This window comes from Pseudomonas sp. LB3P31 (assembly GCF_054897945.1).
This window is the reverse complement of the sequence record NZ_CM142710.1, coordinates 3,519,780-3,533,340: the sequence shown is the minus strand read 5'-3', so window position 1 is coordinate 3,533,340 and position 13,561 is coordinate 3,519,780. Positions and strand designations below refer to the sequence as shown.

Below are 13,561 nucleotides of genomic sequence, written 5' to 3'. Positions count from 1 at the left end.
TTTCCCGAGCTATCGCTCTGTCTCAGGCCTTCGCTTTGGCTTTGGCTTTGCGCGGCTTCAGATACTTGGTCAAACCCTGGAACCAAATCACCAGCGCCGGGTTACCCTTGATCTGGATCGACTTGTCCTGAATCCCCGTCATGAACGCCAACTGCTTGTTCTTTGCCTGCATCGTGGCGAAGCCGTACGCGGCGTCTTTAAACGCAATCGCGAATGCAGGCTCTGCATACACACCGGACTTGCTGGTAATCCGCTGATCCTTCACCCGGAAATGCCGCGCCACTTTGCCATCCAGAGTCTGTAGCTGAAATACCAGATCCTTGTCACCCAATTGCTGTTGGAACGCAGGATTTTTCCTACTGGCCTTAGCCATCAACAAACCCAGCATCCACAGCAGCAAACGAAATTTCATGCGCACAGCCTCAAGAGAAAAATGAACGGCCGGCGCAGTGTAGCGGCTCCGCACAGGAACGCCACCGTCACGTAGCGTTAGCGGAAGATGCCCATATTTTTGACGCCAATGACCACCAAGTCAGCCACCACTGTAGGAGCTGCCGAAGGCTGCGATCTTTTGATCTTAATCCCTCAACCCCCTCGGAAATTTCCTGCAATACGCAGCGGCGTCCATGAACTACCCGCCCATTCCATTCACCGATAACCTCTATCCGTCACCTAAAAACCGGTGACACGGACGTGCAAGTCCGGTGGAGCACACAATCGGTTATGGCAATTCGTCGAGCATTTTCCTATGCTCGCGGATCGTTATGGCTGCTGTGTATGGGAGACCTCCGGGTCTGCCGGTTTAACTCCACCGGTCTTGCACACCTATACGCAGCCGCCACCTTTTTCGAAGTGCAAGCGAACTGGTGCAGGCTCCTTCATACGGAGTTAGAACCATGATCAAACCAACACCCAATCCCCCCAGATCCACAATCCGCAACGGCCAACTCTTCACCGTCTCCCCCGACATCCACACCGAATCCCTCCTGGCCAACGCCTCCGAAGACCTGCTATCCATCAGCGCCATCGCCGCAGACCTCGCCGATCACGTAGAAGGCCGAAGCCGCTCAGTCGCCCTGGCCATCAGCAGAATGGCCGACGGCGTGCATCTTCTGGTGGAGCGAGCGCTGGATCACATCGACTTACCAACTCCACCACAGCAACCAGCCACTACATAAAATAGATCGGGCAATAGTAGGAGCTAAGTTGCTTCTACTATTCCAGGTAAAACATCAGCTCGTATCAGGGAAGTTATAGTCAGTATTCCTGCACCATGGCGAACAACAAATAAAGGAAGCTTCCTACTTTATAAAGCGAAACGTCCTACATATCCCCTTTCAATAACTTGCTAGCGTACTTCGGCATTGGACACCGCAAGTAACAGGTCCACCAGCAAGCGAATTGTCAGGGAGACTCTCGAATGTTCTTATGGAACATCGTACCCACGTGGCACGAGATAGAAGAGCGTATATCGCACCAGATGGGCTACCAAGGGGGAGCCAGCTACCGCACGCACTTCAACCAACAAGTGCCATCCCTCGCGCTTAACATCCGCCGTATCAACAGCGTCCGGACAGCGTTTATCCACGCCGAGTGGGAGGCCGGCCATTTATTGAGGCAACGCTTCTCCGACCTCGACATCTCCAGCATCCTCAATGAGCTGATCGACACTGTCAGCCAAATGGCAATGATCGTTGCCGGCAGCGTACTGACCGGCGGGACGATCGGAGCGGCAGCAGGCGCTTTTCTTGGAGGCGCTGGCGCCATACCCATGGGAGCGGCCGGCGCCGCGATGGGCTTGCAGGTCAGCACATGGATATTGGGAATCCTCGGCCTGACGTCCATCGCCGAGTTTTTCGTCGAAGGCTTGCCACGCATTGGCGAGTACTACCTGACCGGCATCGACATCGCCTGGGAAGGCCCGCGCGGCGAAGAAGGCCTCAGCCCATTCGGCCATGACGACCCGTCCGCCCAAAACAGGGCCTCGCATCACATCGCACAGGGGCATGTGGAGGTAGTCGTCCTGCTGCTGGGAGCCATCGTTGCGTATTTCGGCCCATCGTGACCGCCCGTTTCGGTACATTGTGACCGACCATTTCGCTAACGCGTGACCGCTCATTTCGCTAACAACGTGACCGATTTCCGCCTGTTCCGAAACAGCCGGTCACGCCCTTACCGAAATGACCGGTCACGTTGTTAGCGAAATACCCTCCACTCCGTTGCGCATGACCTGACGCGCCGCCACCCTCAGTCCCATTTCGGGGAATCGAAGGATGGCGGCGCAGCGAGTAGCCATGCGTAATATCAAAGAATGCCTGCGCCTCAAGTTCGAGGCCGACCTGTCCCTCGAGAAAATCGCCCGTGCCTTACAACTGTCCAAGGGCGTTGTCAGCAAGTACATCAAGGCGGCGCGCGACACCGGCATCGAATGGCCCGCGCTGGCTCTACTGGATGAGGTGGCGCTCGGCGCCGCCCTGGTGCCCGCCGCCAAGATCGTCCACACACGCGGCGACCGCGTGTTGCCCGACGTGATCACCTTGCACCGCGAACTACGTCGCAAAGGCGTGACGCTACAACTGCTGTGGGAGGAATACACCACCGCTCATCCCGACCAGCCGACCTACCGCTACACCCAGTTCGTCGAGCATTACCGCAGCTACGCCAGGACACTCAAACGTTCGATGCGCCAGCAGCACCGCGCGGGCGAAAAGCTGTTCATCGACTACGCCGGGCCTACGTTGCCGGTGATCGACGCCGCCACCGGCGAGATCCGCCAGGCGCATATCTTTGTCGCGGCCCTCGGCGCCTCGAACTACACCTACGCGTGCGCCACGCCAGGCGAGACCCAAGTGGACTGGCTGACGGCGCTGAGCCAGGCCCTCAGCTACTTCGGTGGCGTCCCCGAAATGATCGTACCGGACAACCCGCGCGCCCTGGTCGCCCGGCCTGACCGTTATGAGCCTGGCCTGAACCGCGCCGCACTGGAGTGCGCCCAGCACTACGGCGCCATCATGCTCCCGGCGCGACCGCGCAAGCCGCAGGACAAAGCCAAGGCAGAGGTGGCGGTGCAGGTGGTCGAGCGCTGGATCATGGCGCGGTTGCGGCATCAGCAGTTCTTCAGCCTGCATGCCCTCAATCAGGCCATCGCTGGCTTGCTGGAGGACTTGAACCGTCGCCCTTTCAAAAAGCTCGACGGATGCCGACGGGACTGGTTCGAACGACTCGACCAGCCGGCGCTGAAACCGTTACCGGCGCACCCTTACGAGGTCGTGACCTTCAAACGCTGCAAGGTCAACATCGACTACCACGTCGAAGTGAATGGCGGCTTTTACAGCGTGCCCTCGGCCTTGGCCCGGCAAAGCGTCGACGCCAGAGTGAGCGCCCATACCGTCGAAATCCTGCATGGCCACCGGCGAGTCGCCAGCCACCTGTTGCTCCCGCGGCGCGGCGCCTACAGCACCCAGAGCGAACACATGCCGGCCTCGCACAAGGCCCATCGCGACTGGACACCCCAGCGCCTGCTCGACTGGGGCGAGCGGATCGGCCCACACGTCCGGCAGATCGTCGAACATCAACTGACCCACAAACCCCATCCGGAGATGGGCTACCGATCCTGCCTGGGGCTGCTCTCGCTGGCTCGCCAGTACAGCAACGAGCGCCTTGAAGCGGCGGCCCATCGCGCCGTCCAGCTGCGCGCGCTCAACAGCCGCACCGTACGCAACCTGCTCAAACAAGGGCTCGACCAGCAACCGCTGCCTAAGGCCACCGCCGCCGCCTATCCAAGCCGCCACGAGAACGTGCGCGGTGCTGACTATTACACCCAAAAGGAGCTGTTCAATGATGACGCAACACACCCTTAACCAGATGCATCAACTGCGCCTCAGCGGCATGGCCAAGGCGCTGGAAGAGCAATGGAAACTGCCGGCCTGCCACAGCTTGAGCTTCGATGAGCGGCTCGGCCTGCTGCTCGACCGCGAGTTGGCCTGGCGCGACAACAAACGCCTGGAGCGACTGCGCAAACAAGCCAAGCTCAAATACGCCGGCGCCGGCTTGGAAGACCTCGACCGCCGCCAAGGCAGAAGCCTGGACGAACGCCAGCTCGCAACCCTGGCCAGCGGTGACTGGATCCGCCAACAGCACAACCTGTTGCTGACCGGCCCAACCGGCGTCGGCAAAACCTGGCTCGCCTGTGCCTTGGGCAACCAAGCCTGCCGCCAAGGCTACAGCACGTTATACCTGCGCACGCCGCGCCTGCTGGAACAACTGCGCATCGCCCACGGAGACGGCAGCTTCGGCCGTACGCTGCAACAACTGGCCAAAGTCGACGTGCTGATCCTGGACGACTGGGGTCTGGCACCGCTGGAAGAAAACGCCCGGCACGACCTGCTGGAAGTGATCGACGACCGAGCCGGCTCGCGGTCGACGGTACTGACCAGCCAACTGCCGGTCGATCACTGGCACGGCTGGATCAACGACCCGACCGTGGCCGACGCCTTGCTGGATCGGTTGGTGCACAGTGCGTATCGAATCGTGATGAAGGGCGAGTCACTGCGACGTAAAAAGACGGAAGAAGAAGCGGCATCGTGACCGATGCGGTTAGAATTTAGACCCCGCGCAATCGGGTGGAGAAACCGGTCACGTTGTTAGCGAAATGACCGGTCACGATGAGCGAAATACGCACCATCGTCGCTCACATCACCCGTGGCAGAGGAAATGCCAACGTCCTTGCTCAGGAAATGCGAGCAAGCCCCAAGGGTGCGCGGCTGGGTGCGTGGATGCTGAAGCATGAGGATGCTCTAAAAAAAAAAACGACCCGACCTGCAAACCTCAGGACCAAGTAAAGGAGCGCTAGGCCACCAAGAGCCCACGCCACCAGGAAACCGCCCATCAGGCAAAGATAAGCCGAACGGCATGCCACTCCATAAAGTCGAATGTTTTAAAGCCGACAAGATGCCAGCGTCTAAAATCGGAGAGTTCGATCGGCAGTTGAAAGGGCAGGAAAACGGGCTGAATCGGCTGACAATCGACGAATATCTTGAGAATATCGCCAATCCGGTGAAACGTAGCCAAAAAGCAGCAAAACAGGCTCGGATAGATCTTCAAGATAGATTGCAAAAACGTTTGCAAGATGAATATCTTAAAACTATGGGCCCAAGAGCGGCGCAAACGGAGAGTATGAAAAAAGCCAAGGAAACAATGGCAAGTCTTGCAGGACTGCACAATCCAGATCTCAGCGCAGGCGGTAGAGACATAATCGCAGACTTTGGAGATAGGCAGGTGAACTCTAGTATAGGCCCGCAGTGGAGGCCGAAAATTGCAAACTTGAAAAAGTCTGCAGAGGTCGTACCAGAGCACTTACGAGGCCAAACCTTTCTCAACGTTAAACTTCATAGGTGTTAAGGGGTAGCGTATGGATGAGTTTTTTTCCATTTTTTTAGAAACTTTTGGTGGTCCGGTAGATCGGCAGGAGGTACCACCCTCAAGTATAGACCGCTATAGAGGTAAGCTACCCGATCAGTTATTGGACTACTGGTCCGAACACGGCTGGTGTGGTTACGGGCATGGTATTTTTTGGATAGTCAACCCCCAAGAATATGAAGACGTGGTGAAATCTTGGCTTGGGGGGACGGAATTTGAGACGCTTGATACTTATCATCTTATTGCTCGCGGCGCCTTTGGCGATTTATATCTTTGGGGTGAAAAAACAGGATTTTCGCTTAAAATCACTGGCGTACTTAGTCGGGTCGTTGTCAATGACCTCAAAAACAACATAGGCGATCTGGACCGCGCCGTACAAAGTTTCATACTTTCAAGAAATGTTGAATCTAACGATTATGGCGAGCTGTTCGAACCCGCTAAGAGAGCGCTCGGCACCCTACGCCACGATGAAATGTACGGATTCGTCCCAGCGCTGATGTTTGGCGGTCCGGACACCCTCGATCATCTGGAGAAAGTGAAAGCGGTAGAACACCTGACAATATTGTCGCAAATCGCTGAACTTCAGCCCTACAATTTTCCCGACCTCTAAGAAAGCGACATATACCTAATGCCGTTTCACAAATGCTAAAAACCTAGCCGATAAGGAAACATCGCATGGATGAAGTTTTTGCTGAATTTTCAAAAACGTTTGGTGCCCCGATTGATCGAAGGGAAGTACCTCTTTCCAGTATCGAGCGTTACAGAGGAAAGGTGCCGAATTTGTTACTGCAATACTGGGCTGAACACGGCTGGTGCGGATACGGCGAGGGGATCTTCTGGATTGTTAATCCGCAAGAGTACGAAGGGGTGGTAGCGTCTTGGTTGGAGGGGACGGAATTTGAGGAACGTGACACCTGCCACCTGATCGCTCGAAGTGCCTTCGGCGACTTGTACTTATGGGGAGAAAAAACAGGTTTCTCACTTAAAATTGACACCTGCATTGCTCGTTGTGTTGTCGAAGACTATGCGATCACGGCGGACGACATGGACCAGGAACTTAAAAATTTCCTTTTATCGGCAGAAATTGAGTACAACGATTTTGACGATCTGTTTCAACCTGCCAAGAAGAAGCTCGGTGTTCTGCGCCACGATGAGATGTACGGCTTTGTCCCGGCACTGATGCTCGGCGGCCTGGAAACCCTCGACCATCTGGAAAAATTAGACGCAGTGGTACACTTGACGATTCTGTCCCAGATCGCCGAACTTCAGCCTTACAATTTTCCCGATATCTAGGTCAGCGATCATGATGTCCATGCGTGACACCAAAGTCCAGATGCTCGCTGACAGGGAAACATCGCGTGGACAGAGTATTTGCTAGATTTTTAGAGAAAGTTGGTGCGCCCGTTAGCCCGCGGGAAGTTCCGCCATCAAGTATCGAACGATACAAAGGAAAGCTGCCAAGCCAATTATTAGATTACTGGTGCGAGCACGGCTGGAGCGGTTACGGAGACGGTTTATTTTGGACAGTTAATCCTCAGGAATATGAGGGGGTAGTAAAGTCCTGGCTTGAAGAAACAAATTTGCAACCCGCTGAAAGTTATCACCTAATTGGCCGGGGTGCCTTTGGCAATCTGTACCTATGGGGGGAAAAAACGGGAGCTTGCTTGTACATCACGAGCCAACTTTCCCGATATGCAATACACGAGTCCCGATACACTGGCGATCAGATGAACAAGGGGTTTCATTCCTTTTTGCTATCAATCGACGCAGATCTAAACAACTACGGCGACCTATTCCAACCCGCCAAGAAAAAACTCGGCCCCCTACGCCACGACGAAATGTACGGCTTCGTCCCCGCACTAATGCTCGGCGGCCCCGACACCCTCGATCACCTAGAGATAGTAAAAGCAGTAGAACACCTGACATTCCTCTCACAAATCGCCGACCTTAAGCCCTACAGCTTCTCCGATTTCTGAAACGCACCACCAAGCCCCAATTAACACAAAGTTCCAAAGTACAACTTTCGACATCTCGGAAATTTCATACAGGCTTTCAAGACCCCTCCTACATCAATCCTTCAAACGCCTTGTTAGCGTGCATGGAATTTTCTCGACTTGCTCAAGCCGAGCGCGGCTCAAGCGTCGCGAATTTCTCTCCAGCTTAAGGACAAGCTAAAAAACAAAAGGATAAGCGCATGTTCGCTCCGGCCAACGCTGCCGATTTGACAATCCCGCCTGATTACCACAAATGCCTGCCCATCGAGTTGCGCAGTCAAGCGGATGAATTTATCCGTTATCTGCACGAGCTACCTAATAAACCACTGGTCGAATGCCCGCAGTGTGGTCATCCACGCTTCAGAGTGGAGACCATGCCCAACCTGCGTCTGCCGTTCTACCGCTGTGCAGCTTGCAATAAAGACTTTAACTGTCTGACGAAAACTCCATTTTCGGGTTACGGGCGTATGCACCTCTGGTCCGTCTACGGACAGTACCTCTTGGCGGGTTGGTCTATGCCCAATATTGCCAAAGCGATGGGTATTTCCCCGAGTACCACGTGGCGCTGGATCAAACCCTGCCGCGCGGTAATGGCTAAAGAGTTGCCAGCATTGTACCGCTGGTGGTCTGCGCGACAAGATCGAACCGACCTGAAACCGCCGCCACATATTTTGGCCCAGGCCCAGGCATTCCTTGGCGGGTTAGAGCATTTACTGACGACTCAACAGGCTGTTTGCTCAAGGTGTGGGTCGCGGGATATGAAGCGGGTCGATGAGCGACGCCCTGATTTTCGCTGCTCTGGCTGCTCAAGTACGTTGAGTTTACTAAGTGGCACGGTGCTCTCCCGATTGGGTTATCCGGAACACTGGCTGGGTTTTGCGCAAGGATTAATCAATGGCGAAAGCCTGGTTGATTTGCAACGCCGCACAGGGCTTTGCGGAGTTGCCTGCAAGCGTTGGCATGTGCGTTTTACACAGATGTTGGAACAGCAGGGGCACACCGAGTTGATCCGGTGGATTACCTGGCTGCGCAGTCGCCGGGTGAAAGAGGTCAGTGACTTCGTGCGTGAAGGTGGGCGAATGGAGGCTGTAACCGGTTCTCGCTATTCCGCCAATTCAAATCGGCGGTTCGCGTTTTGGCCAAATCGCTTGCGCGACCAGCACTGACGACATTTCGAGCAGGACGACCGTGCAACTCTGCACGACGAGAAAAACCCGAATGGGCACCCAACCAGGTTGGCGTGCCCATTCTATATTCTGCTCCCCCGCTATGCGGGATCGGGACGCGAATTATGGATTAACACTGTCCTTCAACGACTTGCCTGGCTTGAACGCAACCGTGTTGCTGGCCTTGATTTTGACTGGCTCACCGGTCTGCGGGTTTTTGCCGGTGCGGGCGCCGCGGTGGCGTTGCAGGAAGGTGCCGAAGCCTACCAGCGTGACGCTGTCCTTGCGGTGCAGGGCGCCGGTGATTTCTTCGAGGACGGCGTTGAGGACGCGGTTGGCCTGCTCTTTGGTGAGATCTGCTTTTTCAGCGATTGCTGCGGCGAGGTCTGGTTTACGCATTAGTGAAGCCCCTTTGACGGTTTTTTGTTGTTATGTCCGTGCTGTTCTCGTTGGAACAGCGCCAAAAGCGCCGCAGGTGCTCTACTCTGCGGCAGACGGGAGTGAGGATGGCACGCAGCGGGAAGCCGCGCCAGTCTCGGCGCGACGTTTGTGGGGGCAAACCCGGGGTGATTCCGACAGAACGACCAGTATTTACGCCAGCAGCGCGGGAAGCTCTTTGTTCAGTGCCATTTTTTCCATAACGGCCGTGCCTGTGAGGGCGTAACCGAGCAGTTTGCCGCTGGCGTCGCGGCACAGGGCCTTGATGTCCGGGCCCCGCCCTTCCACGGTCCAGACGCCTTCCAGACCGCGCGGCGGCGGAGAAACCACCAGGGGGCAGATGGGCGTTTTGACGGTGATCGGCATTGCGCCGTAGTTCACCGGAGTCGGGTTGCCGGCCAGGGTCTGGGCCAGCGCTCTCGCACAACTCATGAGGGGCATGACGTACAGCAAATTCAGCCCATCGACCTCGGCGCAGTCGCCCAGGGCGTAGATGTTGGCGTGGGAAGTCTGCAGGTGGCGGTCGACCACCACGCCGCGATTGACCTGCAAGCCCGCTGCGGCAGCCAGGTCGATGCGCGGGCGCAAGCCGATGGCGGACACCACCAGGTCGCAGGCAAGCACCTGGCCATCGGACAGGTGCGCTTCCAGCCCGTCAGCGACGCGTTGCAGGCGGTTGAGCACCGGCCCGAGATGGAAGCGCGCACCAAGGCTCTCCAGGCCGGCCTGGACTGCAGCGGCCGCCGCCGGGTGCAGCAAGGTGGGCATGACCTGCTCACAAGGGGCAACCAGTTGCACTTCGTAACCGCCAGCGATCAGGTCGTTGGCAAATTCGCAGCCGATCAGCCCGGCGCCCAGCAGCAAGACCCGGTGTTTGCCGGCGGCGGCTGCACGAAAGCGCGCGTAGTCTTCGAGGTCGTTGATCGGGAACACGCAGTCCGCCGCATCGCCTTCGATAGGCACGCGCACGGTTTCTGCGCCCCAAGCCAGCACCAGGTCGCGGTAGATCACTGATTCTTCGCCGATCCACAGGCGCTTGTGGCCAGGGTCGATGCCGCTGATGCGGGTGTGGGTGCGCACCTCAGCCTTCAGCTGCTCGGCCATGGCCCCGGGCTCGGCCATGCTCAGGCCGTCGGCGTCCTTGTTCTTGCCGAAGCCGGTGGACAGCATCGGCTTGGAGTAGGAACGTCCGTCATCTGCGGTAATCAGCAGCAGCGGGGTTTCGCCATCGAGTTTGCGAAACTCCCGGGCCAGGTTGTAGCCAGCCAGCCCGGTGCCGACGATCACGACAGGTGCGTTCATTCTCTACTCCTCTAATGTCTTAGTTGATTTCGATCATTTCGAAATCCATCTTGCCGACGCCGCAGTCCGGGCACAGCCAGTCTTGCGGCACGTCCTGCCACAGGGTGCCCGGCGCAATGCCGTCGTCCGGCCAGCCGTCGGCTTCGTTATAGATCAGGCCGCAGACCACACATTGCCACTTTTTCATTCAGGTATTTCCTCAGGTTTCAGGCTTTTGCCGGCGCGAACGGTCGATGGTTGCAGCACTGCCGTCCGGCTCAGGGCGTTTTGTACTGATCGAGCCGGGCAGATGCAAGCCTGTTCGACGCAACGCCATGCCCGATCAATCAAAATCGCCGAGCGACATGGTAAGCTCGCCGCCTCATTTGCTGCCAATAATGACTCACTGTGCCGCACTCAACTCTCCCCCGCACGGCCCCGCTCTGGCTCCTTCAAGGCCAGCTCGCCCCCCTCCCCGACTTATCCACGCTCGACTGGCTGTTCGACGAAGGCTCGTTGACCCGGCGCCTGACGCGCCTGTCGAATGACGGATTCAGCGTCACGCCGCTGTTCGAAGGCTGGCAGCCTCTGCGCGCCGATGAATGCGCCGCGCTGGACCTGGCCGAGGGCAGCGAAGGCTGGGTGCGCGAGGTGTATTTACGCGGGCATGGCGAGGCCTGGGTGTTTGCCCGTAGCGTGGCGTCGCGCAGTGCGCTGCAGGGTGACGGGCTGCACATGGACGAACTGGGCAGCCGCTCGCTGGGCGAGTTGCTGTTTTGCGACCAGGCGTTTCAGCGTCGCGCCATCGAGGTGTGTCACTACCCTGAGCAGTGGCTGCCGCTGGATTGCCGCGCACCGCAGCTGTGGGGCCGGCGCTCGCGTTTTGATCGAGGTGCGCTGAGCGTGCTGGTGGCCGAAATTTTCCTGCCGACCCTGTGGACGGCTGCCCGCGCCCATCCGGAGAATTGCTGATGTATCAGAGCCTGCTCAAGTCCCTGAACCGTCTGAACCCGAGGGCGTGGGATTTCGTCCAGCTGACCCGCATGGACAAGCCAATCGGCATTTACCTGCTGTTGTGGCCGACCCTGTGGGCATTGTGGATCGCCGGCAAGGGTTCGCCGTCCCTGGCCAATATCGTGATTTTTGTCCTCGGCGTGGTGCTGACCCGTGCCGGTGGTTGCGTGATCAATGACTGGGCGGACCGCAAGGTCGATGGCCACGTCAAACGCACCGCACAACGCCCGTTGGCCGCCGGCAGGATCAGCTCGAAAGAGGCGCTGGTGTTCTTTGCGCTGCTGATGGGCCTGAGCTTTCTGCTGGTGCTGTGCACCAATGCCCCGACGATCTGGTTATCGTTTGGAGGCCTGGCGCTGGCGTTCACCTATCCATTCATGAAGCGTTACACCTATTACCCGCAGGTGGTACTGGGCGCAGCATTTTCCTGGGGGATGCCGATGGCGTTCACCGCCGAGACCGGCGAGTTGCCGGCCGCAGCCTGGTTGCTGTGGATCGCCAATCTGCTGTGGACCGTGGGTTACGACACTTATTACGCGATGACTGACCGCGACGACGACCTGAAGATCGGGGTGAAATCCACCGCCATTCTGTTTGGCGAAGCGGACCGGGTGATTATCCTGACGCTGCAAGGTTTGGCGTTGGGCTGCCTGTTGCTGGCCGGTTCCAAGTTCGAACTTGGAGGCTGGTTCCACCTCGGACTGCTGGCAGCAGCGGGCTGTTTTGCCTGGGAATTCTGGTACACCCGGGGCAAGGACCGGATGCGCTGCTTCAAGGCGTTCCTGCACAACCACTGGGCGGGGCTGGCGATTTTTGTCGGGATTGTTCTGGATTACGCGCTGCGCTGAGCCTGCACACGCCTTTGTGCAGCAGCTGGCGAAGGCTGCGTCCGGCTGCGAAGCAGTCGTAAAACATGCCCACGCGGTTCGTCGGGTGCACCGCGCGCGTAGGGTTTACGACTGCTTCGCAGCCTAACGCAGCCTTCGGCAGCTGCTACAGGGGTTACGAGTTCCAGGGGTTACATCTTAGGCCCTTGGAGCACGTGCCACTTGTCCATTTTCTTGTCGCCAGTCATGTCTCCTGGCTTCTTGTCCTGGACGAAGTAGTACAGCGGCTTGCCGTCGAACGCCCACTGCATCGTGCCGTCATCACGCTTGATAGTGGTCCACTTGCCTTCGGACTTATCGGAATCGGTGGCTTTGAGCGGCGGCCAGTTTTCTGCGCACTTACCGGTACAGGCCGATTTGCCGCCCGTGTCATTATCGAAGGTGTACAACGTCATACCCTTGTGGTCAACCAACATGCCATCCTTGACCATGCCCGGATCTGCAGCGAAGGCCATTGTTGGCAGCGTTAGCGCTGCCGTAACCAGTAGCGCCTTCCAGGATTGAGCGATGTGCTTCATGGAAACCTTCCTTTTGTGGTTGTCAGGATTCGGACTTAGAGCTTAGTTCAGGATCCCCACAAACGCTGGTGGACTAAAATACTGTCACACGACTGCAATAATTCCGTTATCTAATGCGGCGCAAGACAGGTAAATGACAAGAGGATTTAGGCATGGTTGGCAGGAGCATTCTGATCGTCGACGACGAAGCGCCCATTCGCGAAATGATCGCCGTTGCGTTGGAAATGGCCGGCTATGACTGCCTGGAGGCTGAGAACTCCCAGCAGGCCCACGCCATCATCGTCGACCGCAAGCCGGACCTGATCCTGCTCGACTGGATGCTGCCCGGCACATCCGGTATCGAACTGGCCCGCCGTCTCAAGCGCGACGAGCTGACCGGGGACATCCCGATCATCATGCTCACCGCCAAAGGCGAAGAGGACAACAAGATCCAGGGTCTTGAAGTCGGCGCCGATGACTACATCACCAAACCGTTTTCCCCACGCGAACTGGTGGCGCGCCTCAAGGCCGTGCTGCGCCGCGCCGGCCCGACTGATGGCGAGACGCCGATCGAAGTCGGCGGCCTGCTGCTGGACCCGATCAGCCACCGCGTGACCATCGACGGCAAACCCGCCGAGATGGGCCCGACCGAATACCGCCTGCTGCAATTCTTCATGACCCACCAGGAACGCGCCTACACCCGCGGCCAGCTGCTGGATCAGGTCTGGGGCGGCAACGTCTATGTCGAAGAACGCACCGTCGACGTGCACATCCGTCGCCTGCGCAAAGCCCTCGGCGATGCCTACGAAAATCTGGTACAAACCGTGCGCGGCACCGGTTACAGGTTTTCCACCAAGGCCTGACCC

14 protein-coding genes and 3 pseudogenes are annotated in these 13,561 nt (G+C 57.7%); 12 read left to right on the top strand and 5 right to left on the bottom strand.

What is annotated here, in order from left to right; genetic code table 11:
- Nucleotides 1–22: 22 nt before the first annotated feature.
- A complete protein-coding gene (locus tag ACYZTK_RS15935; protein WP_462010765.1) occupies nt 23–412 on the bottom strand; it encodes a helicase in 390 nt (129 codons plus the stop codon).
- Nucleotides 413–863: 451 nt separating this feature from the next.
- On the opposite strand from ACYZTK_RS15935, the gene ACYZTK_RS15930 reads away from it, so the two are divergent.
- The 9 genes and pseudogenes from ACYZTK_RS15930 to ACYZTK_RS15890 all read left to right on the top strand — a co-directional run bounded on the left by ACYZTK_RS15930 (nt 864) and on the right by ACYZTK_RS15890 (nt 8,578).
- Nucleotides 864–1,178 carry a DUF6124 family protein gene (locus ACYZTK_RS15930; protein ID WP_462014910.1) on the top strand — a complete coding sequence of 105 codons (315 nt, stop codon included), beginning with the start codon at nt 864–866 and terminating at the stop codon, nt 1,176–1,178.
- 242 nt (nt 1,179–1,420) lie between these two features.
- A pseudogene (locus ACYZTK_RS15925) lies at nt 1,421–2,050 on the top strand (DUF6861 domain-containing protein); the annotation flags it as partial.
- Between the two features lie 223 nt (nt 2,051–2,273).
- Nucleotides 2,274–3,818 (top strand): annotated as a pseudogene (gene istA, locus ACYZTK_RS15920) (IS21 family transposase); the annotation flags it as partial.
- Between the two features lie 19 nt (nt 3,819–3,837).
- The gene (gene istB, locus ACYZTK_RS15915) at nt 3,838–4,587 is read left to right on the top strand and encodes an IS21-like element helper ATPase IstB (RefSeq protein WP_462010764.1); all 750 of its coding nucleotides are present in this window, start codon (nt 3,838–3,840) and stop codon (nt 4,585–4,587) included.
- A 95-nt stretch (nt 4,588–4,682) separates the two neighbouring features.
- Nucleotides 4,683–5,400, top strand: a pseudogene (locus tag ACYZTK_RS15910) (polymorphic toxin type 15 domain-containing protein); the annotation flags it as partial.
- 10 nt (nt 5,401–5,410) lie between these two features.
- Nucleotides 5,411–6,028: a GAD-like domain-containing protein gene (locus tag ACYZTK_RS15905; protein ID WP_462010763.1), complete on the top strand. Its 618-nt coding sequence runs from the start codon at nt 5,411–5,413 to the stop codon at nt 6,026–6,028.
- A gap of 65 nt (nt 6,029–6,093) precedes the next feature.
- Nucleotides 6,094–6,711 carry a GAD-like domain-containing protein gene (locus ACYZTK_RS15900; protein ID WP_462010762.1) on the top strand — a complete coding sequence of 206 codons (618 nt, stop codon included), beginning with the start codon at nt 6,094–6,096 and terminating at the stop codon, nt 6,709–6,711.
- Between the two features lie 65 nt (nt 6,712–6,776).
- The gene (locus ACYZTK_RS15895; RefSeq protein ID WP_462010761.1) at nt 6,777–7,394 is read left to right on the top strand and encodes a GAD-like domain-containing protein; all 618 of its coding nucleotides are present in this window, start codon (nt 6,777–6,779) and stop codon (nt 7,392–7,394) included.
- Between the two features lie 218 nt (nt 7,395–7,612).
- On the top strand, nt 7,613–8,578 hold the full coding sequence (locus ACYZTK_RS15890; protein ID WP_462010760.1) for a transposase: 966 nt from the start codon (nt 7,613–7,615) through the stop codon (nt 8,576–8,578).
- Nucleotides 8,579–8,701: 123 nt separating this feature from the next.
- Here the strand turns inward: ACYZTK_RS15890 and ACYZTK_RS15885 are convergent, their stop codons facing one another.
- The 3 genes from ACYZTK_RS15885 to ACYZTK_RS15875 form a co-directional block, all read right to left on the bottom strand.
- On the bottom strand, nt 8,702–8,977 hold the full coding sequence (locus tag ACYZTK_RS15885) for an HU family DNA-binding protein (RefSeq protein WP_003195589.1): 276 nt from the start codon (nt 8,975–8,977) through the stop codon (nt 8,702–8,704).
- A gap of 192 nt (nt 8,978–9,169) precedes the next feature.
- A complete protein-coding gene (locus ACYZTK_RS15880; RefSeq protein WP_462010759.1) occupies nt 9,170–10,318 on the bottom strand; it encodes an NAD(P)/FAD-dependent oxidoreductase in 1,149 nt (382 codons plus the stop codon).
- A 19-nt stretch (nt 10,319–10,337) separates the two neighbouring features.
- Nucleotides 10,338–10,505: a rubredoxin gene (locus ACYZTK_RS15875; protein ID WP_221731915.1), complete on the bottom strand. Its 168-nt coding sequence runs from the start codon at nt 10,503–10,505 to the stop codon at nt 10,338–10,340.
- A 200-nt stretch (nt 10,506–10,705) separates the two neighbouring features.
- Between ACYZTK_RS15875 and ACYZTK_RS15870 the strand changes: the two genes are divergently transcribed.
- Together ACYZTK_RS15870 and ubiA are read left to right on the top strand one after the other, a co-directional pair.
- Nucleotides 10,706–11,269 (top strand): chorismate--pyruvate lyase family protein, encoded by a 564-nt coding sequence (locus ACYZTK_RS15870; RefSeq protein ID WP_462010758.1) that lies wholly within the window; start codon nt 10,706–10,708, stop codon nt 11,267–11,269.
- Nucleotides 11,269–12,159, top strand: a complete 891-nt coding sequence (ubiA, locus tag ACYZTK_RS15865; RefSeq protein WP_462010757.1) for a 4-hydroxybenzoate octaprenyltransferase — start codon at nt 11,269–11,271, stop codon at nt 12,157–12,159. The genes ACYZTK_RS15870 and ubiA overlap by 1 nt, the downstream gene beginning before the upstream one ends.
- Before the next feature lie 170 nt (nt 12,160–12,329).
- Here the strand turns inward: ubiA and ACYZTK_RS15860 are convergent, their stop codons facing one another.
- Entirely contained in the window at nt 12,330–12,716 is a 387-nt protein-coding gene (locus ACYZTK_RS15860; RefSeq protein WP_462010756.1) for a COG4315 family predicted lipoprotein, read from the bottom strand.
- Nucleotides 12,717–12,868: 152 nt separating this feature from the next.
- On the opposite strand from ACYZTK_RS15860, the gene phoB reads away from it, so the two are divergent.
- Nucleotides 12,869–13,558: a phosphate regulon transcriptional regulator PhoB gene (gene phoB, locus ACYZTK_RS15855; protein WP_008150066.1), complete on the top strand. Its 690-nt coding sequence runs from the start codon at nt 12,869–12,871 to the stop codon at nt 13,556–13,558.
- Nucleotides 13,559–13,561 lie beyond the last annotated feature (3 nt).